The following is a 26,132-nucleotide window of genomic DNA, read 5'->3' as shown; positions in this document are numbered from 1 at the left end:
GCTTATCGTGGACAAGATGTGCCGAAACATCACCGAACTGCGCGGCCTGCAGCCAGCGGCCACCGCCGAGGAAATCGCGGCGGCGGCCCGCCAATATGTGCGCAAGGTCAGCGGCATCACCCACCCCTCGGCCGCCAACGTCGATGCGTTCGAGGCGGCGGTCGTCGAGGTCACCGAGACGACGACGCGGTTGCTGGGGCAGCTGCCGCCGCGGCGCCAGCCGCCCAAGACGGTTCCGCCGTTGCGTCGCCCCGAGGTGGTGGCGCGGATGGCGGGGGCCAAATGACCGTCACCACAACAGTTCCCGCGCTCAAGGAGTGGAGCGCCGCGGTGCACGCCCTGCTGGACGGCCGCCAGCGGGTGTTGCTGCGCAAGGGCGGCATCGGGGAGAAGCGATTCGAACTGGCCGCTCGCGAATTCCTGCTGTTCCCGACGGTCGCGCACAGCCACGCCGAGCGCGTGCGCGCCGAGCATCAAGACCTGCTGGCGCCCGCCGCCGCCGACAGCACCGACGAGCAATTGGTGATCCGGGCCGCCGCGAAAGTTGTTGCGGCGGTGCCGGTTGAGCGCCCGGATGGCCTTTCGGCGATCGAGGACCTGCACATCTGGACCGCCGATTCGGTGCGCGCCGGCCGGCTCGATTTCCGCCCCAAGCACAGGCTGGCCGTCCTGGTGGTGTCGGTGAGCCCACTGGTCGAGCCGGTGCGCATGATGCGGGCCGCGGAATACGGCGGCTGCAAGAGCTGGGTGGAGCTGCCGGTGCAGGCGCCGTTGGGGGCGCCGGTGCACGATGACGCAGCGCTGGCCGCAGTCGCCGCCCGGGTCCGCGCCGCGGTGGGCTGACAACTCGGCCGGTGCCGCGCGACTGGAATCAGAACTTGTAATACGGCGCGAGGTCGTTGGCGCGCTGCACGTTGGTCTGCATGCAATCGACCTCGGGATTGGAATAGACGGTCGAGTAGTACAGCGCCTGTTGCAGCACCCCGTAGCTGGTCTTGAACACGACCATGCAGGAGTAGAACCAGTAGCTGTTGTGGTAGGTCGGCTTGAGCACCCAGTACTGCGCGGCGCGGTGACCCGCGATCGTCGTCTCGACGGCGTCGGCGGGCAGTGAGGCCTCGTAGGTGCGCCAGATGATCGGCTCGACGGCCACCTGATAGTTGCCGGCGTCGAAGTGGCAGCGCAGCCCGTCTTCGTGTTCGGGCGGCGTGAAGCCCAGCCCGAGCCGCTGGATCACATCGAACGGAATGTCCTCGCACGCGTCGAACGGGCGCGGATCGGTGGTCGCCACGATCGGGCTCTTCATGGTGGTTTCCATCGGCTGGGCGGTCGACCTCAGCTCGACGGACCCACCGCCGGCGTCCGGCCCGGCCGGGGCGGTCAACACACCCACCGTGCCCCCGATGGCCGCTGTGAGCAGCGCCCCCAGCGCCCCCACCAGACGAACATTGGCGAACACGACACCCCCTGACGCCCCAGCGGTCCTTTTTGGGGGAGTGTACAAGTCCCGCGGGCGACGCCACAGGCAAACCTGAACTTGTTCCAACTCACCCGCCCGCCGCCCGAAACGACGCCCGCGAAACGGGCTTGCCCGGTTCGGGTCGTTAGGGTGGTTATTCGTGGCTGGGCATACATCGGGGCAGGAATCGACCAACGGTGGGCAACCGACGCTGTGGGCGGTGTCCGACCTGCACACCGGTCACCTCGGCAACAAGCCGGTCACCGAATCGCTGCATCCGTCCCATCCGGACGACTGGCTGATCGTCGCCGGCGATGTCGCCGAACGCACCGACGAGATTCGGTGGGCCCTTGACCTGCTGCGACGGCGCTTCGCCAAGGTGATTTGGGTGCCGGGCAACCACGAGCTGTGGACCACCACCCGCGACCCGGTGCAGGTCTTCGGCAAGGCGCGCTACGAGTACCTGGTCAACATGTGCGACGAGATGGGTGTGGTCACGCCCGAGCACCCGTTCCCGGTGTGGACCGAGCGCGGTGGTCCGGCCACGATCGTGCCGATGTTCCTGCTCTACGACTACAGCTTCTTGCCCGACGGGGCCACGAGCAAAGCCGAAGGCCTGACCATCGCGCGCGAGCGCAACGTGGTGGCCACCGACGAGTTCCTGCTCTCCCCGGAGCCGTACGCCACCCGTGAGGCGTGGTGCCGAGAGCGTCTCGAGATCACCCGTGCCCGCCTCGAAGAGCTGGACTGGATGACACCGACCGTCCTGGTGAATCACTTCCCGCTGGTCCGCGAACCCTGCGACGCGCTGTTCTATCCCGAGTTCTCGCTGTGGTGCGGCACCACCAAGACCGCCGACTGGCACACCCGTTACAACGCCGTCTGCTCGGTCTACGGTCACCTGCACATCCCGCGGACCACCTGGTATGACGACGTGCGCTTCGAGGAAGTGTCCGTCGGCTATCCGCGGGAGTGGCGGCGGCGCAGGCCGCCCAGCTGGCTGCGACAGGTGCTGCCGGATCCGCAGTACGCGCCGGGCGACCTCAACGACTTCGGCGGCCACTTCGAGATCACCCCCGAGATGCGGCGTCAGGCCGCGCAGTTCCGGGAACGGTTGCGGCAGAGGCAATCACGATGACTGTCGACTCGCTGGTTTCCGCTGTACTGCCCGAGGCGGACGGCCTGGCCTACTCGGAGGTGTATTCCGACCCGCCCGATCTCGCGCCGCTGCCCGAAGAGGAGCCGCTGATCGCCAAGTCGGTGGCCAAACGGCGCAACGAGTTCATCACCGTGCGGCACTGCGCCCGGGTCGCGCTGGGTGAGCTCGGGCTGCCGCCGGTGCCGATCCTCAAGGGCGACAAGGGCGAACCGTGCTGGCCCGACGGCGTGGTGGGCAGCCTCACCCACTGCACGGGTTATCGGGGTGCGGTGGTGGGCCGCACCGACGCGGTGCGCTCAGTGGGCATCGACGCCGAACCGCACGACGTGCTGCCCGATGGCGTGCTGAACGCGATCGCGCTCGACGAGGAGCGACACGAACTCTCCGCCTTGCCCGCGGGGCTGCATTGGGACCGAATCCTGTTCTGCGCCAAGGAGGCAACGTATAAGGCCTGGTTCCCGCTGACCAAGCGGTGGCTGGGTTTCGAGGACGCGCATGTCGTGTTCGACCTCGACCCGCCCGACGGGGCAACCACCGGCGTGTTCGTCTCCAAGATCCTGATCGATCCGGAGGCGCTGTCGGGCCCGCCGCTGACCGCGCTGCGGGGCCGGTGGTCGGTCGAGCGCGGGCTGGTGCTCACCGCGATCGTGCTATGAGCGAAAGCCCCAGCGGGCCCGGCATAGTCGTCGTCGACAAGCCGCCCGGGATGACCAGTCATGACGTGGTCGGCCGCTGCCGCCGGATCTTCTCCACCCGCCGGGTGGGGCATGCGGGGACGCTGGACCCGATGGCCACCGGCGTGCTGGTGATCGGCGTCGAGCGCGCCACCAAGATCCTCGGCCTGTTGACCGCGGCCGCCAAGTCGTACACCGCCACCATCCGGCTGGGCCAGAGCACGTCGACCGACGACGCCGAGGGTGACTTGGTGCGCAGCGTCTCGGCGCGGCACCTGACGAGTGAGGCGATCGAATCCGCCGTGGGCGGCCTGCGTGGCGACATCGCACAGGTTCCGTCGACGGTCAGCGCTATCAAGGTCGACGGCAAGCGCGCCTACCGGCTGGCCCGCGAGGGCCGCACCGTCGAGCTCAACGCCCGGCCGGTGCGCATCGACCGGTTCGAGGTGTGCGACATCCGGACCGGCGGCGACGATTTCGTCGACCTGGATGTCGAGGTCGACTGCTCGTCGGGAACCTACATCCGGGCCCTGGCCCGCGATGTCGGCGCCGCCCTCGGGGTGGGCGGGCACCTGACGGCGTTGCGGCGCACCCGCGTCGGGCGCTTCGGGCTCGATCAGGCCTGCCCGCTCGACGAACTGGCGGAGCGCCCGCGGCTCAGCTACACCCTGGACGAAGCCTGCCTGTTGATCTTCCCGCGCCGCGACCTGTCGACCGAACAAGCCGAGGCGACCGGCAACGGGCGGGCCCTCGAGGCGGCGGGGATCGAGGGCGTCTATGCCGCCTGTGACCCCGACGGCCGGGTGATGGCGCTGCTGCGCGACGAGGGCGCGCGCACGAAGCCGGTGGTGGTCATCCGCCCGGCGACGCTGTAACCGCCCCGGCCGAACGGTTGGTTGGGCTAGGTTGCACACTGAGGTGTCTAGGCGGCCTACGGAAGGGGACAAGGATGTCCAACAAGGTTTACGTCGTCGGCGTTGGCATGACCAAGTTCGAGAAGCCGGGCCGCCGTGAAGGCTGGGACTATCCCGACATGGCCCGGGAATCGGGAACCAATGCCCTCAACGACGCCGGCATCGACTACCGCGAGGTTCAGCAGGGCTACGTCGGCTACGTCGCGGGTGATTCGACGTCGGGGCAGCGGGCGCTCTACGAGCTGGGGATGACCGGCATCCCGGTCGTCAACGTCAACAACAACTGCTCCACCGGCTCGACGGCGCTGTTCCTGGCGGCGCAGGCCATCCGCGGCGGGATCGTCGACTGCGCGATCGCGCTCGGCTTCGAGAAGATGCAGCCCGGCTCGCTGAGCGGGGGCGCCCAGGACCGCGAATCGCCGATGGGCAAGCACGTCAAGGCGATGGCCGCGATCGACGAGTTCGCGATGCCCGTCGCCCCATGGATGTTCGGCGCCGCCGGGCGCGAGCACATGAGGCAATACGGCAGCACCGCAGAGCATTTCGCCAAGATCGGTTACAAGAACCACAAGCACTCGGTCAACAATCCGTTCGCCCAGTTCCAGGAGTCCTACACGCTCGACGACATCCTGGCGGCGCGGATGATCTCCGATCCACTGACCAAGCTGCAGTGCTCGCCGACCTCGGACGGTTCGGGCGCGGCCATCCTGGCCTCGGAAAGCTTCGTCGAAAGCCACGGGCTGGCCGGCCAGGCGGTCCAGATCGTCGGCCAGGCCATGACCACCGACTCCGCGTCGACGTTCGACGGCAGCGCGAAGAATCTCATCGGCTATGACATGAATGTTCAAGCCGCACAACAGGTTTACGAGCAATCCGGACTCGGGCCGCAGGACTTCCAGGTGATCGAGCTGCACGACTGCTTCTCGGCCAACGAACTGCTGCTCTATGAGGCCCTCGGCCTGTGCGGTCCCGGTGAGGCGCCCAAGCTGATCGACAACAACGACACCACCTACGGCGGCCGCTGGGTGGTCAACCCGTCCGGCGGCCTGATCTCGAAGGGACACCCGCTGGGCGCGACCGGGCTGGCGCAGTGCGCGGAGCTGACCTGGCAGCTGCGCGGGACGGCCGACAAGCGTCAGGTCGACAACGTCAGCGCCGCACTGCAACACAACATCGGGCTGGGCGGCGCCGCCGTCGTCACCGCCTACCAGCGCGCCGAGCGGTAGGGGTGCCGTGATCGAGTGGTCCGACACCGACCTGATGGTCCAGAACGCCGTTCGGCAGTTCGTGGACAAAGAGATTCGCCCGCATCTGGACGAATTGGAAACCGGCGAAATGTCGCCGTATCCGATCGTGCGCAAGCTGTTCAGCCAGTTCGGTCTCGACGCCATGGCCGCCGAGTCGGTCAAGAAGATGCTGGACCGCGAGCACGCCAAGCAGAACGGCGAGCAGCTCGACGAAAATCCGGATGACTCAAGCGGTTTCGGGGGCGGCGCGCAGGGGTCGATGATCGCGGTGTTGGTGTCCGAGATCGCCCGGGTCAGCATCGGTCTGCTCAGCACCGCGTCGGTGAGCCTGGGCCTGGGCGCGGCGACCATCATGAGCCGGGGGACGCTGGCACAGAAGGAACGCTGGCTGCCCGAGCTGATGACGCTGGAAAAGATTGCGGCGTGGGCGATTACCGAGCCCGACTCGGGCTCGGACGCGTTCGGCGGCATGAAGACCTACGTCAAGCGCGACGGCGAGGACTACATCCTCAACGGGCAGAAGACGTTCATCACCAACGGACCCTGCGCCGACGTCCTGGTCGTGTACGCCAAGCTCGACGACGGCTCGACCGACGACAAGCGCAACCGGCCGGTGCTGGTGTTCGTGCTCGATGCCGGCATGCCGGGCCTGACCCAAGGCAAGCCGTTCAAGAAGATGGGCATGATGTCCTCGCCGACCGGCGAGCTGTTCTTCGACAACGTGCGGCTGAGCCCGGACCGGCTGCTCGGCGAGAGCGAACAGCACGCCGACGGCGACGGCCGCGACAGCGCGCGCGCCAACTTCGCCGCCGAGCGGATCGGCATCGCGATGATGGCGCTGGGCATCATCGACGAATGCCACCGGCTGTGCGTGGACTACGCCAAGAGCCGGACGTTGTGGGGCAAGAACATCGGGCAATTTCAACTGATCCAGCTGAAGCTTGCCAAGATGGAGATCGCCCGAATGAACGTGCAGAACATGGTCTTTCACACCATCGAGCGCCAACAGGCCGGCAAGCCGCTGACACTGGCCGAGGCCTCGGCGATCAAGTTGTATTCGTCGGAGGCCGCCACCGAGGTGGCGATGGAGGCCGTACAGCTGTTCGGCGGCAACGGGTACATGGCCGAGTACCGGGTGGAGCAGCTGGCCCGCGACGCCAAGTCGCTGATGATCTACGCGGGCAGCAACGAGGTGCAGGTCACCCACATCGCCAAGGGGCTCTTGAGCACCTGACCTTCGTTCGCCGAACGTGCACTGAGGGCGGGAAAAGTCGCGGAATTTCGCCGTGACGTCACGCTCGGCGAACCGAAATGGCTAGGCCGTCACCCAGATGGCCCGGGCGGCGGGGCTGCCCAGGTCGACCGTCGTCTCGGCGCCGTCGCCGGAGTCGATCGCGACCGAGATCATGCCGGCGAATTCGCGCCGGGTCAGGACCCGCAGCCGGGAGTCGAGATTGATGCCGACGTCGGTGAAGTAGCGCAGCATCTCGGGGTCGGCGTCGGAGATTCGCGCCACCGTGCCGGAATCACCGTCGTCGCACGCCCACAGCTGGCGGGCCGGCGGGGTCGGCACCTGCCCGTCGGAGGCCGGGATCGGGTCACCGTGCGGGTCGCGGCGCGGGAAGCCCAGCTTCGCGTCGATGCGGGCCACCAGGCGATCGGACACCGCGTGCTCGAGCACCTCGGCCTCGTCGTGCACCTCGTCCCAGGCGTAACCGAGCTCGTTGACCAGGAAGGTCTCCAACAACCGGTGCCGGCGCACCATCTCCAGCGCCGCCCGCCGCCCCGCCTCCGTCAGCGTCACCGCACCGTATTTCTCGTGGTCGACGAGGCCCTGCTCGGCGAGCTTGCGGATGGACTCCGAGGCCGTGCTGGCCGACACCCCGATCTTCTCGGCCAGCATCTTGGTGCTGACCTTCTCCAGCGACCACTCCTGGGCATTCCAGATGACCTTGAGGTAGTCCTGGCCGACCGCGGTGATACCGCCACGCTCTTCGTCAGCCCTCACAACCAGAAAGTTTAGGCAACCCACGCCTGATCCGGCGCGTTCCCCGAAACCGTGGCCGGGCTTAGCCCCTCTCCCATCTCCCGGCGGACGACCCGGCGCCGTAGGCTTGCGGGCGTGCAGCGGTGGCGCGGCCAAGACGAGATACCCACGGACTGGGGCAGGTGTGTGCTCACCATCGGTGTGTTCGATGGCGTGCATCGCGGCCACGCCGAGCTAATCGCCCATGCGGTGAAGGCGGCGCGGGCCCGCAACGTCCCGACCGTGTTGATGACGTTCGACCCGCATCCCATGGAAGTCGTCTACCCCGGCAGCCATCCCGCGCAGTTGACGACGCTGACCCGGCGCGCCGAACTGGTCGAAGAGCTGGGCATCGACGTCTTCCTGGTGATGCCGTTCACGACCGATTTCATGAAGCTCACCCCGGAGCGTTACGTGCACGAGCTGCTGGTGGAGCACCTGCACGTCGTGGAGGTCGTGGTGGGGGAGAACTTCACCTTCGGAAAGAAGGCGGCCGGCAACGTCGAGACCCTGCGGCGCGCCGGCGACCGCTTCGGGTTCGCCGTCGAGTCGATGTCGCTGCTGTCCGAGCATCACAGCAACGAGACCGTGACCTTCTCGTCCACCTACATCCGGTCCTGCGTGGACGCCGGCGACATGGTGGCGGCCACCGAGGCGCTGGGCCGCCCGCACCGCGTCGAAGGTGTCGTGGTCCGCGGCCACGGACGCGGCGTCGAGCTGGGTTACCCGACCGCCAACGTGGCGCCGCCGATGTACTCGGCGATTCCGGCCGACGGCGTGTACGCCGCGTGGTTCACCGTGCTCGGCCACGGACCGGCCACCGGCACCGTCGTCCCCGGTGAGCGTTACCAAGCGGCGGTCTCCGTCGGCACCAATCCGACGTTCTCCGGGCGCACCCGGACGGTCGAGGCCTTCGTCCTGGACACCACCGCCGATCTCTACGGTCAGCATGTCGCCCTGGATTTCGTCGCCCGCATCCGCGGCCAGCAGAAGTTCGACTCCATCGAGGAGCTCGTGGTTGCGATGGGCAAGGACACGGAGCGGGCCCGGGGCTTGCTGTCGGCGGGTTGAGGCGCTGCGGCAGGGGTGCCCCGCGGTTTGTGCCCGGCACCGGCACCGCTGCTAAACTGCCGGACGACATCGGCGCGTGCTGCGGTTCGCGGTGGCCGCGCCTTGAACATTTACCTTTCGCGGACCGATTGATGGAGATAGTTCGTGGCGCTTACAGCCGAGCAGAAAAAAGAAATCCTGGGCAACTACGGCCTGCACGGAACCGACACCGGGTCGCCCGAGGCGCAGGTCGCGCTGCTGACCAAGCGGATCGCCGACCTGACCGAGCACCTGAAGGTGCACAAGCACGATCACCACTCGCGGCGCGGGCTGCTGCTGCTGGTCGGACGCCGGCGCCGGCTGCTCAAGTACGTCGCGCAGATCGACGTCGAGCGGTACCGCTCGCTGGTCGAGCGGCTGGGCCTGCGTCGCTGAGGCAGGCGGCGCCAGCGCCGGCGCAATCGAGCAATATCGCGGGCAGAGGTCGCCCGTGTAGAGTAAGGACGTTCTGGGCCGGTTCGGCCCGAGCAAACGGTGCGGTCACGCAGATCCGCGTGTGCCGTTCCAGCGTGTCACTACGCACCCCCGAGGGAGCAGCCCAGTCTGCATCGGGCGGTCTTCGGTAGTGGCTGCCGGGCTCTCCGGATCTGGGGCAGGTCGGCCGCTTCGATCGATGGCCGTAGCCGTATTCAGACTCAGCGCCTCCCGCGGGTGACCCGTGGCCGTCGGCCTGCGGTTCGCGCGTGGTCACGCGAAAAAGCTGAATACAAGAGAGGCCGTACGGACGTCTATGTCTGTCGCTGAAATTGAAGAGGGCGTGTTCGAGGCGACCGCCACCATCGACAACGGGAGCTTCGGCACCCGCACCATCCGTTTCGAGACCGGCCGGTTGGCCCAGCAGGCAGCTGGCGCCGTGGTCGCGTACCTCGATGAGGAGAACATGCTGTTGTCGGCGACCACCGCCAGCAAGAGCCCCAAGGAGCACTTCGACTTCTTCCCGCTGACCGTCGATGTCGAGGAGCGGATGTATGCCGCCGGTCGCATCCCCGGTTCGTTCTTCCGTCGCGAGGGCCGTCCCTCCACCGACGCGATCCTGACCTGCCGGCTCATCGACCGGCCGCTGCGCCCGTCGTTCGTCTCCGGCCTGCGCAACGAGATCCAGGTCGTGGTCACGGTCATGAGCCTGGACCCCAATGACCTGTACGACGTGCTGGCGATCAACGCCGCGTCGGCCTCGACCCAGCTGAGCGGCCTGCCGTTCTCGGGTCCGATCGGGGGCGTGCGGGTCGCGCTGATCGACGGCACCTGGGTGGCGTTCCCGACGGTCGAGCAACTCGAGCGGGCGGTGTTCGACATGGTGGTGGCCGGCCGCAAGGTCGACGGTGACGTCGCGATCATGATGGTCGAGGCCGAGGCCACCGACAAGGTCATCGAGCTCGTCGAGGGTGGTGCCCAGGCGCCGACGGAAACCGTTGTGGCCGAGGGACTCGAGGCGGCCAAGCCGTTCATCGCGGTGTTGTGCACCGCGCAGGAGGAGTTGGCCGGGGCAGCCGCCAAGCCCGTCGGCGAGTACCCGACGTTCCCGGACTACCAGGAAGACGTCTACTACTCGGTGGCCTCGGTGGCCACCGACGAGCTGGCCAAGGCGCTGACGATCGGCGGCAAGGCCGAGCGCGACGCGCGCACCGACGAGCTCAAGGCCGAGGTGCTGGCGCGGCTCACTGGAGACTCTGGGACCTACGAGGGTCGCGAGAAGGAGGTCAGCGCCGCCTACCGGTCACTGACCAAGAAGCTGGTGCGCCAGCGCATCCTGACCGACCATTTCCGCATCGACGGCCGCGGCATCACCGACATCCGCGCGTTGTCGGCCGAGGTCGCCGTGGTGCCGCGGGCGCACGGCAGCGCCCTGTTCCAGCGCGGGGAGACCCAGATCCTGGGTGTGACCACGCTCGACATGGTCAAGATGGCTCAGCAGATCGACTCGCTGGGACCGGAAACCGCGAAGCGCTACATGCATCACTACAACTTCCCGCCGTTTTCCACCGGCGAGACCGGCCGCGTGGGCTCGCCCAAGCGGCGCGAGATCGGGCACGGCGCGCTGGCCGAGCGTGCCCTGATCCCGGTGTTGCCCGGCGTCGAGGAGTTCCCGTACGCCATCCGTCAGGTGTCGGAGGCGTTGGGCTCCAACGGCTCGACGTCGATGGGGTCGGTCTGTGCGTCCACCCTGTCGCTGCTGAATGCCGGTGTGCCGCTGAAGGCTCCGGTGGCCGGCATCGCGATGGGTCTGGTCTCCGATGACGTCGAGGTCGACGGCAAGACCGAGCGTCGCTTCGTCACCTTGACCGACATCCTGGGCGCCGAGGACGCGTTCGGCGACATGGACTTCAAGTGCGCCGGCACCAAGGACTTCGTCACCGCGCTGCAGCTGGACACCAAGCTCGACGGCATTCCGTCGCAGGTGCTGGCGGGCGCGCTGGGGCAGGCCAAGGATGCGCGGCTGACCATCCTGGAGGTCATGGCCGAGGCGATCGACCAGCCCGACGAGATGAGCCCGTACGCACCGCGGGTCACCACCATCAAGGTTCCGGTGGACAAGATCGGTGAGGTCATCGGGCCCAAGGGCAAGGTGATCAACGGCATCACCGAGGAGACCGGCGCGCAGATCTCCATCGAGGACGACGGCACCGTGTTCGTCGGCGCCACCGACGGGCCCTCGGCGCAGGCCGCGATCGACCGCATCAATGCCATCGCGAACCCGCAGCTGCCCACGGTCGGCGAACGGTTCCTCGGAACCGTGGTCAAGACAACGGATTTCGGTGCGTTCGTGTCGCTGCTGCCCGGGCGTGACGGCCTGGTGCACATCTCCAAGCTCGGTAAGGGCAAGCGGATCGCCAAGGTCGAGGACGTGGTGAACGTCGGCGACAAGCTGCGCGTCGAAATCGCCGACATCGACAAGCGTGGCAAGATCTCGCTGGTCCTGGTGGAGGAAGACAACGCGGCTTCCGCCGACGCTCCGGCGGCCGCCCCTGCCGATGCCGCAACGGCGAGCAGCTGACTCGCCGGCCGGGACGCGTCCCGGTCGGGCCGGCGCCCTGCGCCGGGGCAAGGCCGCCGAGGCGGAATCGGCACCCCAGGCCGCGCTGCGGCGTACCACGCTGCCGGGTGGCTTGCGGGTGGTCACCGAGTACCTGCCCTCGGTGCGATCCGCATCGGTCGGGGTGTGGGTCGGTGTCGGCTCGCGCGACGAGGGTGCCACGGTCGCCGGGGCCGCGCACTTCCTCGAGCACCTGCTGTTCAAGTCCACTCCCAGCCGCACCGCGGTGGACATCGCCCAGGCGATGGACGCCGTCGGGGGAGAGCTGAACGCGTTCACCGCCAAGGAACACACCTGCTACTACGCGCACGTGCTCGACAGCGACCTGGCGCTGGCCGTCGACCTGGTCGCCGACGTGGTGCTCAACGGGTGCTGTGCGGCAGGCGATGTCGAGCTGGAACGCGACGTGGTCCTCGAAGAGATCGCGATGCGCGACGACGACCCCGAGGACGCGCTCGGTGACATGTTCCTGAGCGCGCTCTTCGGCGACCACCCGGTGGGCCGTCCCGTCATCGGCACCGCACGGTCGGTGGCGTCGATGACCCGAAATCAGCTGCACTCGTTTCACGTCCGGCGCTACACGCCTGAGCGGATGGTGGTGGCGGTGGCCGGCAATGTCGACCACGACGAGGTGGTCGCGTTGGTGCGCAGGCATTTTGGGCCGCATCTGGTTCGCGGCCGCGAACCCATCGCGCCGCGCAAAGGTGCCGGACGGGTCACAGGTCGCCCCGTTCTGCTGCTGGGCAACCGGGACGCCGAGCAGGCTCACGTGTCGTTGGGCGTCCGCACGCCCGGGCGTGGCTGGGAGCATCGCTGGGCGCTGTCGGTGCTCAACACCGCGCTGGGCGGCGGCCTGAGCTCGCGGTTGTTCCAGCAGGTTCGAGAGCTGCGCGGGCTGGCCTACTCGGTGTACTCGACGGTGGACGTCTTCGCCGACAGCGGCGCGCTGTCCGTCTATGCGGCCTGCCAACCCGAACGCTTCGCCGAAGTGATGGCGGTGACGCGCGACGTGCTCGACTCGGTGACACGCGACGGCATCACCGAATCGGAATGCCGCATCGCCAAGGGATCCTTGCGCGGCGGTCTGGTGCTCGGCCTGGAGGATTCCAGCTCGCGGATGAGCCGGTTGGGCCGCAACGAACTCAACTACGGCAAACACCGCAGCATCGAGCACACCTTGCGCCAGATCGACCAGGTGACCGTCGAGGAGGTCAACGCGGTGGCGCACAAGCTGCTCGGGCAGCGCTACGGCGCCGCGGTTCTTGGTCCCTATGCCGCCAAACGGTCACTGCCCCAACAACTTCGGGCGATGGTAACGTAGCTCGCATGTCCGCCTCCACACTCGCGCCGGGCCGGCGCTCGCCGTCGACGGACTAGCCGAATGGTACTGGGCCAGATGGTGCTGGGCTTTTGGGACATCCCCGTGCCCATCGTGGGCGCGCCCATGGCCGGCGGGCCCGGGACTCCCGCGTTGGCGGCCGCGGTGACCAATGCCGGTGGGCTCGGTTTCGTGCCCGGCGGGCATCGCAGCGCCGAGCAACTCGCCGACGACATCGCCGCGGCGCGCAAGGCCACCACCGGCCCGCTCGGGGTGAACTTGTTCGTGCCCCAACCCAGCGTCGCCGACTGGGTGGCCCTGCACTACTACGCGGCCGAACTCGAAGAAATCGCCGAGCACTACCAGGTGGAGGTCGGTCAGCCGCAGCACGGCGACGACGACGAGTGGGAGCAGAAGCTCGAGGTGGTCGCCGACCTTCGGCCCGAGCTGGTGTCCTTCACGTTCGGCGTGCCGCCACCCGACGTGATCCGGCGGCTAGGCGCCCTGGGCCTGCTGGTGATGGTCACCGTGACGTCGGCCTACGAGGCGGGAATCGCGGTCGCCGCCGGCGCGGACAGCCTCGTGGTTCAGGGGCCTGCGGCCGGCGGGCACCGCGGCACCTTCGCACCGGACATGGAACCGGCCAACGAGTCGCTGCATCAGCTCATCGACCGCATCCGCAACGCGCACGACGTGCCGATCATCGCGGCGGGCGGACTGGGCACCGCCGATGAAGTGGGGGCCGCGCTGCGCAGGGGAGCGGTGGCGGCGCAGGTCGGCACCGCGCTACTGCTCGCCGACGAGGCGGGCACCAACGCCGCGCACCGGGTCGCCCTGAAGAACCCGCTGTTCGCCACGACCGTTGTCACGCGGGCGTTCTCGGGCCGCTACGCGCGCGGCCTGGAAAACGATTTCACCCGCATGCTCGATCACGTCGCGCCGTTGGGCTACCCCGAGGTCAACCAGATGACCTCGCCGATACGGGAAGCGGCCGCCGCCATGGAGGATCCCAACGGGATGCCGCTGTGGGCCGGAACGTCGTTCAAGAACGCGTGCGCGGGCCCCGCGGCCGACATCATCGCCAGTCTCGCGGCGACAAGTTAACGCCCCGCTCAGCCCAGAACGGCCGCCGGGTCGGTGAACGGCAGGCCGAGGTCGGTGGCCACCTGTTCCGACAGCAGCCAGCCGTCGTGGGTCGAAAGGCCTTTGGCCAGAGCATGATCCGAGCGGCAGGCCGTCCGCCAGCCGCGATCGGCGAGCGCGAGCACGTACGGCATGGTCGCGTTGGTCAGCGCCACCGTCGACGTCTTGGGCACCGCGCTGGGCATGTTCGTCACGCAGTAGAACAGCGTGTCGTGCACGCCGAAGGTGGGGTCGTCGTGCGTGGTGGGCCGGGAGTCCTCGAAGCATCCCCCCTGATCGATCGAGATGTCGACCAGCACGGCGCCCGATTTCATCTGTGAGACAAGGGAATTCGGAATCAAATTGGGGGCCTTCGCGCCGGGCAGCAGCACGGCGCCGATGACCAGGTCGGCGCGCTTGACGGTGCCCTCCAGGTCGTAGGCCGACGAGTAGCGGGTGCGGACCTGGCCACCGAACTCCGCGTCGAGCAGCCGAAGCTTGTTGATGTTGACGTCGAGCACCGTGACCGACGCCCCCATGCCGCCGGCGACCCGCGCCGCGTTGTACCCGGCCGTCCCCGCGCCCACCACCACGACGTCGGCGGGCTTGACGCCGGGCACACCGCCCATCAACACGCCGCGCCCACCGTGGGTGCGCATCAGGTGATAGGCCCCCACCTGAGCGGACAACCGGCCGGCGACCTCACTCATCGGGGCCAGCAGCGGCAGTGTGCCGTCTGCCGTCTGAACCGTCTCGTAGGCGATCGACGTCGTTGCGGATGCCAACAGCGCCTGGGTGCACGCCCGCGAGGCCGCCAGGTGCAGAAAGGTGAACAGGATCTGGTTGCGCCGCAACAGGTCATACTCGGCCGGCACCGGCTCCTTGACCTTGAGCAGCAGGTCCGCGTCGGCCCAGACCTGGTCGGCCGTCTCGGTCAGCTGGGCGCCCGCCGCCTTGAACTCCGAGTCGGGGATCGCCGACCCTTCTCCGGCGCCGGCCTGCACAAGTACGTCGTGGCCGCGGCGGGTCAGCTCGGCGACACCGGCGGGGGTGAGGGCGACCCGAAACTCATTGGTCTTGGTCTCGGTCGGTACGCCGACTCGCATGATCGCCCCTAGATTGCCGGTTCACGTTCAAGTGTGAAGAAACTTCGCGGGAGCCGCAAAGGCTGGCTGTTTGCTGGCTATGATCGGCGAATGACGGACCCGTGCGTGCAGGCCACCGTGCAGATCGACGCCCAGCCCGACGTGGTGTACCGGCTCATCACCGACCTGCCCACGCTGGCCGAGCTGGCCGAGGAGGCGGTCGCGATGGAATGGCGCAAGGGCGACGCGGTGACGCCCGGCGCGGTGTTCACCGGCCAGAACAAGAGCGGCAGCCGCAGCTGGAGCACCAAGTGCACGGTCACCGACGCGGAACCGGGCCGCCGCTTTGCGTTCGACGTGAGCCATACGGTCTTTCCGATCGCCCGCTGGCAATACGACATCGCCGCGGCCGGCGACGGGTGTGAGGTGACCGAACGCACCTGGGACCGCAGGCCTGGGTGGTTTCGCAAGGTCGCCGGCAGGGCCACCGGCGTCGCCGATCGCGCGGCCGCCAACACCGAGCACATCCGGCTCACGTTGCAGCGCCTCAAGCAGCGCGCCGAGGCCGAGTAGCCAGAACCCCACGGGAGTACCGATGACGCGACGCGATCCCGCCGTAGCCGTCGTCGGAGCAGGCATGTCGGGGCTGTGCGTCGCAATTGCCTTGCTGCGCAGCGGTATCACCGACGTGACCATCTACGAGAAGGCCGACGAGGTGGGCGGCACCTGGCGGGAGAACACCTACCCGGGTCTGGTCTGTGACATCCCGTCGCGCATCTACCAGTACAGCTTCGCCAGGAATCCCGACTGGTCGCACCTGTTCTCACCCGGCGGCGAAATCCAGGCCTACTTCCGGGACGTCGCCGACCGCTACGGGTTGCGGAAACGCATCCGGTTCGGCGCCGAAGTCACCCACGCGCGTTTCGACGACGGCCGCTGGGTGCTGCGCACCGACGCCGGCGAGGAATTAACGGTCGACTTCTTGATCTCGGCCACCGGCGTCCTGCATCACCCGCGACTGCCGTCGATTTCGGGCTTGGATGACTTCGGCGGCAATGTTTTTCACTCCGCGCGGTGGGATCACGGCGTGGACGTGCGGGGTCGGCGCGTCGCGATCGTCGGCAACGGGTCGACGGGCGTGCAGCTGGTGTGCGGTCTGGCCGGGGTGGCCGGCCACGTCGCGCTGTTCCAGCGGACCGCGCAATGGGTGCTGCGCCTGGCGAATCCGCGCTACAGCGGCTTCACTGGGATCACCCGGCGCAAGATGCCGTGGCTGGATAAGGTGGCGTACCGCCTCTACAGCCTCGCGTTCGACTTCTTCGCGGTCGGGCTGACCAAGCCGGGCCTGCGCCGAAAGATCATGGCGGCGCTGTGCCGCGCCAGCCTCTGGGAGATCCGCGATCCCGAGTTGCGGCGGTCGCTGACGCCCGACTACACGCCGGCCTGCAAGCGCCTGGTGATGTCGAACGGTTTCTACCGGGCGATGCAGCGCGACGACGTCGAGCTGGTGACGGCGAGCATCGACCACGTGGAACGGCGCGGCATCGTCACCGCCGACGGCGTCCTGCACGAGGTGGACATCATCGTGCTCGCCACCGGATTCGACACCCACGCGTTTTTCCGGCCGATGGAGCTGATCGGCCGCGACGGCATCCACGCCAATGACGTCTGGCGCGACGGGCCTCGGGCCTACCAAACCGTGGCGCTGTCGGGCTTTCCCAACTTCTTCATGATGCTGGGGCCGCACAGCCCCGTGGGAAACCTCGCGCTGACGACCGTGGCCGAATCGCAGGCCGAGCACATCCTGGGCTGGATCGAGCGCTGGCGCCGACGCGAATTCGACACGGTCGAGCCGACGGCCGCCGCGACCGAGCGTTTCAACGCGAAGCTGCGCGCCGCGATGCCGGACACGGTGTGGACCACCGGCTGTAACAGCTGGTACCTCAACAACGACGGTGTGCCCGAGGTGTGGCCCCTGACGCCGGCCGAACACCGCCGGATGCTGGCCAACCCCGACCCCGGCCAGTACGAACTGCGCCGCCACGTCGCGGCCGGCTGAAGACGATCACGCAAGAATTCATCGCGGAAGAACCCAGTACCGGCGGTTTCGCATATCTGCGCCGCGTACTTATACTTGGGACGCGCGACGTCCACCACAAGACCGTGATCGAGGGCTAAAAGCCGAGGTAGGGGGCACGATGCTGACCGTCGACAACCAAGCAGCGGGTCCCCACGATGCCTCCCTGGATCACGAGCGCCTGGTGCTGGAAGCCCGCGACGTGGACTTCGACTGGACTCAGCTGCCGTTCCACTACGTGCCCGGCGAACCGTTTGCCACCCACGTCCTCAACGTGCTGCACCTGCTGCTGCCCGCCGGGGAAGAGTTCTTCGTCGAGGTCTTCAAGCAGACGCTGCCGCTGATCAAGGACGACCAGCTGCGGCTCGACGTGCAGGGCTTCATCGGCCAGGAGGCCGTGCATTCGCAGGCGCACGCGAACGTGCTGGCGCACTTTGCCGCGCGCGGCATCGACCTGACCCCCTACACCGGCCAGATCAAGTGGCTGTTCGACAAGCTGCTGGGGCCCCGGCCCACCTGGAGCCAGCGTCGCCGGCAGAGCTGGCTGCTCGAGCAGGTTTCGCTGGTCTCGGCCATCGAGCACTACACCGCCATCCTGGGCGAGTGGATCCTCGACTCGCCGGCCCACGACCAGATCGGCACCGATCCGGTGATGCTGGACATGCTGCGCTGGCATGGCGCCGAGGAGGTCGAGCACAAGGCGGTGGCGTTCGACACCATGAAGCATCTGCGGGCCGGTTACTGGCGCCAGGCGCGCGCCCAGCTGGTCGTGACGCCCGCCATGCTGCTGTTGTGGATCCGCGGCGTGCGGTTCATGTACTCGCTGGATCCCCAGCTGCCACCGGGCACCAAGCCGCGCTGGCGGAACTACTTCTCGGCGGCGCGCCGCGGCCTGGTGCCCGGGCCGATGCGCTTCGTCCGGGCGGTCGCCAACTACTACCGGCCGGGCTTTCACCCCTCGCAGCTCGGTGGGCTGGGGCTGGCCGTCGACTACCTGGCCATCTCACCGGCCGCGCGCGCCTCGCACTGATGACCGGCACATCGACCTTCACCACCGGCGACGGCGTCACGCTGGCCGTGCACCGGTACACCGACATCGACCCGGCGCGGCCAACCATCCTGGCAATTCACGGATTTCCGGACAACCACCACGTCTGGGACGGCGTGGCCCACGAACTGACCGGCAAGCCCTACAACGTGGTGGCCTACGACGTGCGGGGCGCCGGTGAATCATCGTGTCCCGCAAAGAGATCCGGATACCTGTTCGCGCAACTGATCTCCGACATCGGTGCGGTGATCGACAGCCTGGGTGTGGGGCGGGTGCACCTGCTGGCCCACGACTGGGGGTCGATCCAGGCGTGGGCGGCGGTCACCGACGACTCGGTGATGGGCAAAGTCGCGTCCTTCACCTCGATCTCGGGCCCGCACCTGAACTATGCCGGCGCATTTCTGCGCTCGGGGCGCACGCCGCGAGCCGTGGCCCAGGTGCTCAGGCAACTGATCGCGTCGGGCTATATCGGCTTCTTCTTGTGCCCGGGCGTGCCGGAACTGTCGTTTCGCTCGCGCGTCGGCGTGAAAGTCATTGAGGCGCTTGAGCGCATCGGCCGATCGAGCACGCGCAGCCAGCACCACGACACGCTGCGCTCGGTCACCGATTATGTGCACGGGCTCAACCTGTACCGGCAGAACATGCCGGCGCCGATGCTGGCGCCGGGTCGCCGGCTGCCCGAGACCAAGGTTCCCGTCCAGACGCTGGTGCCGCGCCGCGACATGTTCGTCACGCCCGCGCTGCAACGATTCACCGGAGCGATTCCGTTAGGCGGCAGGGTGATCGAGATCGAGGGCGGCCACTGGGTGGTGACGTCGCGTCCGGACGTCATCGCCCGGTTGACCGCCGAGTGGGTCGACCGCAACGTCGATGGCGCCCCCGCCGCCGGGCCGGCCGAGGTGCGCGGCGAGCGGCGTGACGTGCGCGGAAAACTCGCCCTGGTCACCGGCGCCGGAGCCGGAATCGGCCGGGCCACGGCGGTGGAGCTGGCCCGAAACGGCGCCCGAAAGATCGTCCTCGTCGACCGTGATCTGGCCGCCGCCAAGGAAACCGCCGACGCCGTACGCGCCGCGTGCGCCGAGGCAGCGGTGTACCAGGTCGACGTCAGCGACGAGGCCGCCATGAATGAGCTTGCGGCCCAAGTGCGCAACGAGCACGGGGTGGTCGACATCCTGGTGAACAACGCCGGCATCGGGATGGCGGGCCGGTTCCTGGAGACGAGCTCGGCGAACTGGGAGAACATCATGGGCGTCAACGTCCACGGCGTCATCTCGGGCAGCAGGGCGTTCGGGGCGCAGATGGTCGAACGTGGCGAGGGCGGCACGATCATCAACGTGGCGTCGGCGGCGGCTTACCTGCCCTCGAAGTCCATGGTCGCCTACAGCACCACCAAGGCGGCGGTGCTGGCACTGAGCGAATCGTTGCGCGCCGACTTCGCCGACGAGGGGATCAGCGTCACGGCGGTGTGCCCGGGATTCGTCAACACCAACATCGCAAAGAACACGATCTACGCGGGCATGAGCGCGGACCAGCAGGAGCGGGCGCGGGGCAAGGCCGACGCCGCCTATCGGCGCCGCAACTTCACCCCCGAAGCGACCGCCAAGGCAATCGTCAAGTCCGTCAAGACCGCTCCGGCCGTGTTGCCGATCGCCGCGGAGTCGCGGATCGGCTACGCGATGCGGCGCATCAGCCCGGGAGCGATCCGGCTGTTCGCGCGCTTCGACATTCGGCAGAAGTAAGGGGCGGTTTCGGTGCCGGAGAGCATTTGGTCCAGCAGACCCGCCGACCTGTACGGACGGCGCGAGCGCGATCGCTTCGGGTCGTTGCTGTGGGGCGTGCGGGCGGTGTTCGAGGGCTTCGCCACGGTGTCACGGTGGTCGCCGTCGCGGGTGCAGCCGGTGCAGCGCAAGCTGACCGCGGTGGTGACCAAGCGCGAGGTCGTCGCGCCGGACGTCGTCGCGTTGACCCTGGCCGACCCCGACGGCGGTTTGCTTCCGTCCTGGACACCGGGTGGCCACATCGACGTCCTGTTGCCCTCGGGCCGGCGCCGGCAGTACTCGTTGTGCGGCGCGCCCGGGCGGCGCACCGACTACCGCATCGCCATTCGGCGGATCGCCGACGGCGGAGGCGGATCCATCGAGATGCATGAGACTTTCGACGTCGGTGACACGCTGTCGTTCGAAGGTCCGCGCAACGCGTTCTACCTCGGCACCGCCGAGCAGCAGGCGCTGTTCGTCATCGGGGGCATCGGGGTGACGCCCATCCTGCCGATGCTCCAGGTGGCCGCGCAGCGCGGGATCGATTGGCGCGCAATCTATACCGGCCGCAGCCGCGAGTACATGCCGCTGCTCGACGAGGTCGTGTCGCTCGGGCCGGACCGGGTGACGGTCTGGGCCGACGACGAGCGCGGCCGCTTCGCCACCGTGGCGGAGCTGCTGGACGGAGCGGGACCGGCGACCGCTGTTTACGTGTGCGGGCCGAGCGCCATGCTGGAGGCGGTCCGCGTCGCCCGCAACGAGCATGCCGGTGCGCCATTGCATTACGAGCGGTTCAGCCGGCGCCCGTCGTCGATGGGGTGCCGTTCGAGTTGGAGCTCGCGCGATCACGGCAGGTGCTCGCGATACCGGCGAATCGGACCGCGCTCGAGGTCATGCTCGACAGGGACCCGACCACCCCGTACTCGTGCCGGCAGGGATTCTGCGGGACGTGCCGGGTCAAAGTGCTTGCCGGACAAGTGGATCACCGTGGCCGCACCGACCCGGGCGACGACGGCATGCTCGTGTGCGTCTCGCGGGCCGACGGCGACCGCGTCGTCATCGACGCCTGAGGTTAAGGCCGGGACTGCTCCAGGTAGGCGGCCAGGGCGTTGGTCAGACCCCGCCGCGCCATATCGAGGTCGGCATAGGAACCCAGCTGACGCTCCGACACCAGGCCGCGCATCGCGCCGGGAATCAGGGCGGCGACCTCGCGAACCCGATCGGGGTCGACCGCCAGACCTGAGAAGGCGTGCTGGCAGGTCTCCAGCCAGCTTTTGCCCCAGGAAAACATCTCGGCGGCGGTGCGCGGGTAGAGCCGCTCGAGCTCCTCGGGGTCGCGCGGCAACGCGGCCCGCAGGTTTTCGATCGCACGTGAATCCGGGGACGCGAGGCCGCGGTAGAGGGTATCGATGATGGCGCCGACACGCTCGCGCAGCGGAGCGTCTGGCGAGATCGGCGTCGACAGCGTCGAGAACGTCGCCGCGCGACGTTCGGCGGTGCGGTGCAGCACGGCGGCCCAGAACCCGTCGGTGTCGCCGAACTGGTACTGCACCGCGCCCCAGGTGGCGCCGATGTCCTTGGCGATGCGGTTGGCCGAGACCGAGCCCGGCTCGCCGGACGCCAGCGAGCGCAACGCCGCCTCGAGCATGCTTTCGCGAGTCGCATTGCCCCGCCGGTTCGGCCGCCGGCCGTCCACGCCGGCGCCGGTGCGTGCGCGGGTCATTCGCCGATCTTATCCACTGACGCCGGTTGCACCGCAGGGTTTCATAGAGGGTACTTTGATTTTGTCGCGGCGCGGCCTATCATTCATCCGGGAGGGCGGCTCACATGGCAGGGATCGATGGCTAAGCCACCGTTGTCGATGACACCGACCGGCTGGTTCCAGGTCGCGTGGTCCGACGAGATCGGCGTCGGCGACGTGCACAAGATGAAGTACTTCGGCCAGGAGATGGTCGCCTGGCGCGCCGAATCCGGCGAGCTCACGGTGATGAACGCCTACTGCGAGCACCTGGGCGCGCACCTGGGATATGGCGGAAAGGTCGTCGGCGAGGTGCTGCAGTGTCCCTTCCACGGGTGGCAGTGGAGTCGCGAGGGCCGCAACGTCTGCATCCCGTACCAGGATCGGCCCAACCGCGGCCGCCGCATTCGCACCTACCCGGTGGTCGAGCGCAACGCATCGGTGTACATCTGGCACGACCTGCACCGCCGCGAGCCCTATTTCGATGCGCCGGACGTGTTCGCCGCGTTCGAGGACGGCAGCTGCGCTGACGACTATTACCCGCAACAGCGGTTGTACCGCGAGGGTTTGGAGATGCACCCGCAATACGTGCTGGAGAACGGGGTGGACTTCGCGCACTTCAAGTACGTGCACAACACCCCGATCGTGCCGGTGTTCACCCGCCACGATTTCGACGAGCCGGTGTCCTACGTCGACTTCACCATCACCTTCGAGGGCGACGACGCCCAGTTGATCGAGGACGTCAACAGCGGCGTGCAGGCCATCAACGGTGGACTGGGCATCGCCGTGACCAAGAGCTGGGGCATGATCGACAACCGCACCATCTCGGCGATCACGCCGATCGACGAGTTCACCTCCGATGTGCGCTTCATGGTCTACATCGGCCGGGTGCCCGGAAACGATTCGGCCCGTGCCGAACTCAAGGCGGACGAATTCGGGCGCGAGGTCATCCGCCAGTTCGAGCAGGACATCGAGATCTGGCAGCACCAGCGCTATTCGGATCCGCCGGCCCTGGCCACCGACGAGTACGAAGGCTTCACCGCAATTCGCAAGTGGGCCAAGCAATTCTATCCCGAAGCGTTGGTAGCGCAGGAAGGCTCAAGGCAGTGAGTACAGCACCGGTTCGCGTCTTTCAGGTCGGAAGCGGAAACGTCGGCACCGAGATGATCAAGCGGATCGCCACCCAGCCCGACATCGAACTCGTTGGCGTGCATTGCTATTCGCCGGAGAAGGTGGGCAAGGATACCGGAGAGTTCGCGGGCCTGGCGCCTAACGGGGTGGCGTTCACCGGTACGATCGAGGAGATCATCGCCGCCAAGCCGGACGTGCTGACGTTCCACGGGGTGTTTCCCGACGAGGACCTCTACTTACAGGTGCTCGAGGCGGGCATCAATATCGTCACTACCGCCGACTGGATCACCGGCTGGCACCGCGACACGAACCACCCACATCCGTCGGGCAAGCCGGTCAGCCAGCTATTGGCCGAGGCCGCTGAGTTGGGTGGCGCGACGTTCTACGGCACCGGGATGAACCCGGGTCTGAACCAGATCCTCGGCGTGGTGTGCTCGGCCGACGTCGCCGACATCGAAAACGTCACCACGATCGAATCGGTCGACGTGTCGTGCCACCACTCCAAAGACACCTGGATCGAGGTGGGCTACGGCCAGCCGGTCGACGACCCCGAGATTCCCTCGAAGCTGGAGAAGTACACGCGGGTGTTCGCCGACAGCGTCTACATGATGGCCGACTGCTTCGACCTGCGGCTCGACGAGGTCAAGTTCAGCTACGAGCTGGGTGCGTGCACCAAGGACGTCGACCTGGGCTGGTACACGCTGCCCAAAGGTTCGCTGGGCGGTAACTACATCAAGTACCAGGGCATGGTCGACGGCGTGCCGCGGGTCGAGACGCACCTCGAATGGCAGATGACCCCGCACACCGACCCGAGCTGGAACATCAAGGGCTGCTACATCACTCAGATTCAAGGCGACCCCTGCATCTACAACAAGCACATGATCTTCCCCAAGCCCGGCGTAGACCTGTCCAACCCGGACAACTTCGCCTCGATCGGCATGACCGTCACCGGCATGCCGGCGCTGGCTTCCATCAAGTCGGTGGTGGCGGCGCCACCGGGGCTGATCACCAGCGCCGACCTCCCGCTACGCGGATTCGCCGGGCGGTTCCGGAAGTAGGCGTTCGGGATAGTGAAACTCGTTGGTGCGCGCACCGCGGTCTAGCTCGGGCGGCGGTATCCACTCGGTGTCACCCCGGCGTGTTTTCGTTGTCCGCCAGCCCTTTTCGGCGAGCTTGTGGTGTGGCACGCAGGCGAACGTGAGATTGTCCGCGTCGGTCGTGCCGCCGGCCACCCACTCGGCGAGGTGGTGCGCCTCGCACCAGTAGCCTGGTGCGTCGCAGCCGGGGTGGGTGCAGCCGCGGTCGTGGGCGTACAACACGATGCGCTGATCCGGTGTGGCAATGCGTCGCGACCGTCCGAGATACAGTGGGCGGCTGGAGTGTTCGTCGAACACAGCGAGATAGTGGTAGGCGTGGCGGGCCATCCGGATCACATCGCGCATCGGTAGCAGCGTCCCGCCACCGGTCACCGCCCGCCCGGTGCCCGAGGTCAGCTCCTGCAGTGTGGTCGACACGATGACCGTGACCGGCAGTCCGTTGTGCTGGCCGAGCTTCGGGTCGCCGAGCTGGCCGCGCACCAGGGCGTTGAGTGCGTCGTGCCGGCGTTGCGCGGGGCCGCGCAGATCGCTGCGCACGCGCTCGCCGTCGGGTTCATCTGCGATGCAAGGGTTTTGGTCACCGGGATTGCACATCCCGGGGGCCGCGAACCGGGCCAGCCAGGCGTCGAGGTTGGCCCGCAGCTCCGGCGAGGCGATCAGCTTCCCCACGCTCATCCCGTCGGGCCGTTGACGGCACCAGGTGAAGCCGCGTCGGCGGGCCCGGTCGACGTCGGAGAACTTGCCGTCGGGATTGATCCGTAGCGCGCACTGGTGCGCGAGCTTCTGCAGCTGATCCGGCCGTAGCGTCCGCGCCTGCCGGGCCAGGAATCGTTCGGCGTTCTCCACTGTGGCAGCGGGTATGGACTCCGGAAGATCCCGGACGAACGTTTGAATGACTCGTAGGTGGTGACCGTCGAGAGCGCCTTCACGCCACGCGACGGCCGTGGCCGGCAACTGCGGTGGCAGCTCCGCGCCGGTGAGGGTTGAGCGCGGCGATAGCTCTTTGGCGTCGCGAACCCGGCGGCACGCCTCGGCGTAGCTGATGCGCAGCCAGTCGGCGACTACTTTGTGCACCGGGCCGCCGATGTCGGCGGGATCCTCCGCCGCCAGGCCGGCAATGACGTCATGGCTCACCGCCACCTGTCGGCGCCGCGACGCCTCGATCCGTTCGAGGACACGCAGCCGGACGGCGGGGCGCAGCGCATCGAAGTTCAGCTCGCGGATGGCCGCGTCGGCGGCATCCTGCGCGGCCAGGGCGGCGGATACCTCGGCCGGGAACGCGATCGAATGCATGTTCGAATTTTATGCCCGGGGAACAGCGAAGAAAGCGGACCGCGCGGCAGCTGGGGATGAACCCCGAACTGTGGACAAGCCAACCCGCCACGCCCGCGCGGCACGCAGACGGTGGTCACCCTGCCGGGTCATTTTGACGATTCGACCTCAGCCGCAAGGGGAACAGCAAACGCGCTGGATCGAAACGATTCCGCGTTTTTCGTGGCAGCGCTGCGGTAGCCTGTTCTGGTGCGCGCGGGATTCGTCAGTGCGGCAACGGCGGTCACCGTCGTCATCGCCGGATGGTCTTGTCCCTCCGGTTCGGCCGACTCCACGCCGGAGAGTCCACCGTTCCCGATCGGTCAGATGGGCGTGCCCGTGCATGTGCAGACGGCTAGCGGTGCGACCGCCGACATCACGGTCAACAGTGCCACGTGGTTTCCGCCAGGGTGCGCCTCTCATTTCGCGGCTCCGAGTGGCCCCGGATGCAACGTAGTGGAAATGACTGTCACCGCGACGTCCCACCAGTTCTTCCAGTTCGACCAGCGCTACATGTTCGCCGGATACGGCGGCGGCGCTCAGCCTTGGACTCATCCCGACGACGCGCCCGAGCCGTCAACGTTGGCGGTCGACTACCGGCGGCTCGACAAGCTGCCCGCGCTGCAATCGGGCGGCCTTCACGACGGGCAGACCGCCCACGGATTCGTCGGCTTCGCTATGCCGACGCCAGGCGACCTGTACATCACAATCAACGATCCCAAGCAACCCGCTCCCTATACCGAAGCGGGCTGGATCGTCCACACCTGATCGGGGCGAATCAGCGCCATCCGAGTTGTCGTGGAAAGACGCACGCGCGGCGCGGAA

The 26,132-nt window shown here is 67.9% G+C and carries 25 protein-coding genes and 1 pseudogene; 20 read left to right on the top strand and 6 right to left on the bottom strand.

Annotated elements, in window-relative coordinates; translation table 11 throughout:
• Window positions 1-16 precede the first annotated feature (16 nt).
• Window positions 17-286, top strand: a complete 270-nt coding sequence (locus tag AC5Y7E_RS12470) for a DUF2277 domain-containing protein (RefSeq protein ID WP_499949161.1) — start codon at window positions 17-19, stop codon at window positions 284-286.
• Window positions 283-843, top strand: a complete 561-nt coding sequence (locus tag AC5Y7E_RS12465; RefSeq protein WP_499949160.1) for a DUF1802 family protein — start codon at window positions 283-285, stop codon at window positions 841-843. Before AC5Y7E_RS12470 ends, AC5Y7E_RS12465 begins: the two co-directional genes overlap by 4 nt.
• A gap of 28 nt (window positions 844-871) precedes the next feature.
• On the opposite strand, the gene AC5Y7E_RS12460 is transcribed toward AC5Y7E_RS12465, so the two are convergent.
• Window positions 872-1,459, bottom strand: a complete 588-nt coding sequence (locus AC5Y7E_RS12460; protein ID WP_499949158.1) for a DUF3558 domain-containing protein — start codon at window positions 1,457-1,459, stop codon at window positions 872-874.
• 160 nt (window positions 1,460-1,619) lie between these two features.
• Here AC5Y7E_RS12460 and pptH point away from each other — a divergent pair, with 160 nt between their 5' ends.
• The 5 genes from pptH (at window position 1,620) to AC5Y7E_RS12435 (ending at window position 6,687) form a co-directional block, all read left to right on the top strand.
• Window positions 1,620-2,597, top strand: coding sequence for an ACP phosphodiesterase PptH (gene pptH, locus AC5Y7E_RS12455; RefSeq protein ID WP_499919278.1), 978 nt, complete (start codon window positions 1,620-1,622; stop codon window positions 2,595-2,597).
• Window positions 2,594-3,274, top strand: coding sequence for a 4'-phosphopantetheinyl transferase PptT (pptT, locus tag AC5Y7E_RS12450; protein WP_499949156.1), 681 nt, complete (start codon window positions 2,594-2,596; stop codon window positions 3,272-3,274). The genes pptH and pptT overlap by 4 nt, the downstream gene beginning before the upstream one ends.
• Window positions 3,271-4,167 (top strand): tRNA pseudouridine(55) synthase TruB, encoded by an 897-nt coding sequence (gene truB / locus AC5Y7E_RS12445; protein WP_499949154.1) that lies wholly within the window; start codon window positions 3,271-3,273, stop codon window positions 4,165-4,167. The genes pptT and truB overlap by 4 nt, the downstream gene beginning before the upstream one ends.
• A gap of 74 nt (window positions 4,168-4,241) precedes the next feature.
• Window positions 4,242-5,432 (top strand): lipid-transfer protein, encoded by a 1,191-nt coding sequence (locus AC5Y7E_RS12440; protein ID WP_499949153.1) that lies wholly within the window; start codon window positions 4,242-4,244, stop codon window positions 5,430-5,432.
• Between the two features lie 7 nt (window positions 5,433-5,439).
• Window positions 5,440-6,687 (top strand): acyl-CoA dehydrogenase family protein, encoded by a 1,248-nt coding sequence (locus AC5Y7E_RS12435; RefSeq protein WP_499949151.1) that lies wholly within the window; start codon window positions 5,440-5,442, stop codon window positions 6,685-6,687.
• An 81-nt stretch (window positions 6,688-6,768) separates the two neighbouring features.
• Here AC5Y7E_RS12435 and mntR read toward each other — a convergent pair whose 3' ends face one another.
• Window positions 6,769-7,461: a manganese-binding transcriptional regulator MntR gene (gene mntR / locus AC5Y7E_RS12430; protein ID WP_067127210.1), complete on the bottom strand. Its 693-nt coding sequence runs from the start codon at window positions 7,459-7,461 to the stop codon at window positions 6,769-6,771.
• Between the two features lie 114 nt (window positions 7,462-7,575).
• On the opposite strand from mntR, the gene AC5Y7E_RS12425 reads away from it, so the two are divergent.
• The 5 genes from AC5Y7E_RS12425 (at window position 7,576) to AC5Y7E_RS12405 (ending at window position 14,045) form a co-directional block, all read left to right on the top strand.
• Entirely contained in the window at window positions 7,576-8,550 is a 975-nt protein-coding gene (locus AC5Y7E_RS12425; RefSeq protein ID WP_499919283.1) for a bifunctional riboflavin kinase/FAD synthetase, read from the top strand.
• Between the two features lie 144 nt (window positions 8,551-8,694).
• Window positions 8,695-8,964 (top strand): 30S ribosomal protein S15, encoded by a 270-nt coding sequence (gene rpsO, locus AC5Y7E_RS12420; RefSeq protein WP_007775081.1) that lies wholly within the window; start codon window positions 8,695-8,697, stop codon window positions 8,962-8,964.
• A gap of 355 nt (window positions 8,965-9,319) precedes the next feature.
• The gene (locus tag AC5Y7E_RS12415) at window positions 9,320-11,584 is read left to right on the top strand and encodes a polyribonucleotide nucleotidyltransferase (RefSeq protein ID WP_499919285.1); all 2,265 of its coding nucleotides are present in this window, start codon (window positions 9,320-9,322) and stop codon (window positions 11,582-11,584) included.
• Window positions 11,562-12,944 carry a M16 family metallopeptidase gene (locus AC5Y7E_RS12410; protein ID WP_499949150.1) on the top strand — a complete coding sequence of 461 codons (1,383 nt, stop codon included), beginning with the start codon at window positions 11,562-11,564 and terminating at the stop codon, window positions 12,942-12,944. Before AC5Y7E_RS12415 ends, AC5Y7E_RS12410 begins: the two co-directional genes overlap by 23 nt.
• 75 nt (window positions 12,945-13,019) lie before the next feature.
• The gene (locus tag AC5Y7E_RS12405) at window positions 13,020-14,045 is read left to right on the top strand and encodes a nitronate monooxygenase (protein ID WP_499919818.1); all 1,026 of its coding nucleotides are present in this window, start codon (window positions 13,020-13,022) and stop codon (window positions 14,043-14,045) included.
• A gap of 8 nt (window positions 14,046-14,053) precedes the next feature.
• Here AC5Y7E_RS12405 and ald read toward each other — a convergent pair whose 3' ends face one another.
• Window positions 14,054-15,169, bottom strand: a complete 1,116-nt coding sequence (ald, locus tag AC5Y7E_RS12400; protein ID WP_499949149.1) for an alanine dehydrogenase — start codon at window positions 15,167-15,169, stop codon at window positions 14,054-14,056.
• Between the two features lie 90 nt (window positions 15,170-15,259).
• Between ald and AC5Y7E_RS12395 the strand changes: the two genes are divergently transcribed.
• The 5 genes and pseudogenes from AC5Y7E_RS12395 (at window position 15,260) to AC5Y7E_RS12375 (ending at window position 21,100) form a co-directional block, all read left to right on the top strand.
• The gene (locus AC5Y7E_RS12395; protein WP_499919288.1) at window positions 15,260-15,721 is read left to right on the top strand and encodes an SRPBCC family protein; all 462 of its coding nucleotides are present in this window, start codon (window positions 15,260-15,262) and stop codon (window positions 15,719-15,721) included.
• 22 nt (window positions 15,722-15,743) lie between these two features.
• Window positions 15,744-17,207, top strand: coding sequence for a flavin-containing monooxygenase (locus tag AC5Y7E_RS12390; protein WP_499919290.1), 1,464 nt, complete (start codon window positions 15,744-15,746; stop codon window positions 17,205-17,207).
• A gap of 139 nt (window positions 17,208-17,346) precedes the next feature.
• Window positions 17,347-18,255: a metal-dependent hydrolase gene (locus tag AC5Y7E_RS12385; RefSeq protein WP_499919291.1), complete on the top strand. Its 909-nt coding sequence runs from the start codon at window positions 17,347-17,349 to the stop codon at window positions 18,253-18,255.
• Window positions 18,255-20,012: an SDR family oxidoreductase gene (locus tag AC5Y7E_RS12380; RefSeq protein ID WP_499949147.1), complete on the top strand. Its 1,758-nt coding sequence runs from the start codon at window positions 18,255-18,257 to the stop codon at window positions 20,010-20,012. Before AC5Y7E_RS12385 ends, AC5Y7E_RS12380 begins: the two co-directional genes overlap by 1 nt.
• A gap of 12 nt (window positions 20,013-20,024) precedes the next feature.
• Window positions 20,025-21,100, top strand: a pseudogene (locus AC5Y7E_RS12375) (PDR/VanB family oxidoreductase).
• 2 nt (window positions 21,101-21,102) lie between these two features.
• Here AC5Y7E_RS12375 and AC5Y7E_RS12370 read toward each other — a convergent pair.
• The gene (locus AC5Y7E_RS12370) at window positions 21,103-21,753 is read right to left on the bottom strand and encodes a TetR/AcrR family transcriptional regulator (protein WP_499919294.1); all 651 of its coding nucleotides are present in this window, start codon (window positions 21,751-21,753) and stop codon (window positions 21,103-21,105) included.
• Between the two features lie 117 nt (window positions 21,754-21,870).
• On the opposite strand from AC5Y7E_RS12370, the gene AC5Y7E_RS12365 reads away from it, so the two are divergent.
• Window positions 21,871-22,878 (top strand): aromatic ring-hydroxylating dioxygenase subunit alpha, encoded by a 1,008-nt coding sequence (locus AC5Y7E_RS12365; RefSeq protein WP_499949146.1) that lies wholly within the window; start codon window positions 21,871-21,873, stop codon window positions 22,876-22,878.
• Entirely contained in the window at window positions 22,875-23,957 is a 1,083-nt protein-coding gene (locus AC5Y7E_RS12360) for an NAD(P)H-dependent amine dehydrogenase family protein (protein ID WP_499919296.1), read from the top strand. Before AC5Y7E_RS12365 ends, AC5Y7E_RS12360 begins: the two co-directional genes overlap by 4 nt.
• Here the strand turns inward: AC5Y7E_RS12360 and AC5Y7E_RS12355 are convergent.
• Both AC5Y7E_RS12355 and AC5Y7E_RS12350 read right to left on the bottom strand, forming a co-directional pair.
• Window positions 23,925-25,289: an HNH endonuclease signature motif containing protein gene (locus AC5Y7E_RS12355; RefSeq protein ID WP_499949144.1), complete on the bottom strand. Its 1,365-nt coding sequence runs from the start codon at window positions 25,287-25,289 to the stop codon at window positions 23,925-23,927. The two genes, AC5Y7E_RS12360 and AC5Y7E_RS12355, sit on opposite strands and share 33 nt — an antisense overlap.
• Window positions 25,290-25,417: 128 nt before the next feature.
• A complete protein-coding gene (locus AC5Y7E_RS12350; protein WP_499949201.1) occupies window positions 25,418-25,564 on the bottom strand; it encodes a hypothetical protein in 147 nt (48 codons plus the stop codon).
• Here AC5Y7E_RS12350 and AC5Y7E_RS12345 point away from each other — a divergent pair.
• A complete protein-coding gene (locus AC5Y7E_RS12345; protein ID WP_499949142.1) occupies window positions 25,518-26,075 on the top strand; it encodes a hypothetical protein in 558 nt (185 codons plus the stop codon). The two genes, AC5Y7E_RS12350 and AC5Y7E_RS12345, sit on opposite strands and share 47 nt — an antisense overlap.
• Window positions 26,076-26,132: the final 57 nt, after the last annotated feature.

Source organism: Mycobacterium sp. NGS17, assembly GCF_059813205.1.
This window is presented reverse-complemented; position numbering and strand designations above follow the sequence as displayed.

Bases quoted from the DNA above. Each gene is read 5' to 3' on its own strand.
- AC5Y7E_RS12470 (WP_499949161.1), top strand. From the start codon at position 17: ATGTGCCGAAACATCACCGAACTGCGCGGCCTGCAGCCAGCGGCCACC.
- AC5Y7E_RS12465 (WP_499949160.1), top strand. From the start codon at position 283: ATGACCGTCACCACAACAGTTCCCGCGCTCAAGGAGTGGAGCGCCGCG.
- pptT (WP_499949156.1), top strand. From the start codon at position 2,594: ATGACTGTCGACTCGCTGGTTTCCGCTGTACTGCCCGAGGCGGACGGC.
- truB (WP_499949154.1), top strand. From the start codon at position 3,271: ATGAGCGAAAGCCCCAGCGGGCCCGGCATAGTCGTCGTCGACAAGCCG.
- AC5Y7E_RS12440 (WP_499949153.1), top strand. From the start codon at position 4,242: ATGTCCAACAAGGTTTACGTCGTCGGCGTTGGCATGACCAAGTTCGAG.
- AC5Y7E_RS12415 (WP_499919285.1), top strand. From the start codon at position 9,320: ATGTCTGTCGCTGAAATTGAAGAGGGCGTGTTCGAGGCGACCGCCACC.
- AC5Y7E_RS12410 (WP_499949150.1), top strand. From the start codon at position 11,562: ATGCCGCAACGGCGAGCAGCTGACTCGCCGGCCGGGACGCGTCCCGGT.
- AC5Y7E_RS12405 (WP_499919818.1), top strand. From the start codon at position 13,020: ATGGTGCTGGGCTTTTGGGACATCCCCGTGCCCATCGTGGGCGCGCCC.
- ald (WP_499949149.1), bottom strand. From the start codon at position 15,169: ATGCGAGTCGGCGTACCGACCGAGACCAAGACCAATGAGTTTCGGGTC.
- AC5Y7E_RS12395 (WP_499919288.1), top strand. From the start codon at position 15,260: ATGACGGACCCGTGCGTGCAGGCCACCGTGCAGATCGACGCCCAGCCC.
- AC5Y7E_RS12390 (WP_499919290.1), top strand. From the start codon at position 15,744: ATGACGCGACGCGATCCCGCCGTAGCCGTCGTCGGAGCAGGCATGTCG.
- AC5Y7E_RS12385 (WP_499919291.1), top strand. From the start codon at position 17,347: ATGCTGACCGTCGACAACCAAGCAGCGGGTCCCCACGATGCCTCCCTG.
- AC5Y7E_RS12380 (WP_499949147.1), top strand. From the start codon at position 18,255: ATGACCGGCACATCGACCTTCACCACCGGCGACGGCGTCACGCTGGCC.
- AC5Y7E_RS12370 (WP_499919294.1), bottom strand. From the start codon at position 21,753: ATGACCCGCGCACGCACCGGCGCCGGCGTGGACGGCCGGCGGCCGAAC.
- AC5Y7E_RS12365 (WP_499949146.1), top strand. From the start codon at position 21,871: ATGGCTAAGCCACCGTTGTCGATGACACCGACCGGCTGGTTCCAGGTC.
- AC5Y7E_RS12355 (WP_499949144.1), bottom strand. From the start codon at position 25,289: ATGCATTCGATCGCGTTCCCGGCCGAGGTATCCGCCGCCCTGGCCGCG.
- AC5Y7E_RS12350 (WP_499949201.1), bottom strand. From the start codon at position 25,564: ATGACGACGGTGACCGCCGTTGCCGCACTGACGAATCCCGCGCGCACC.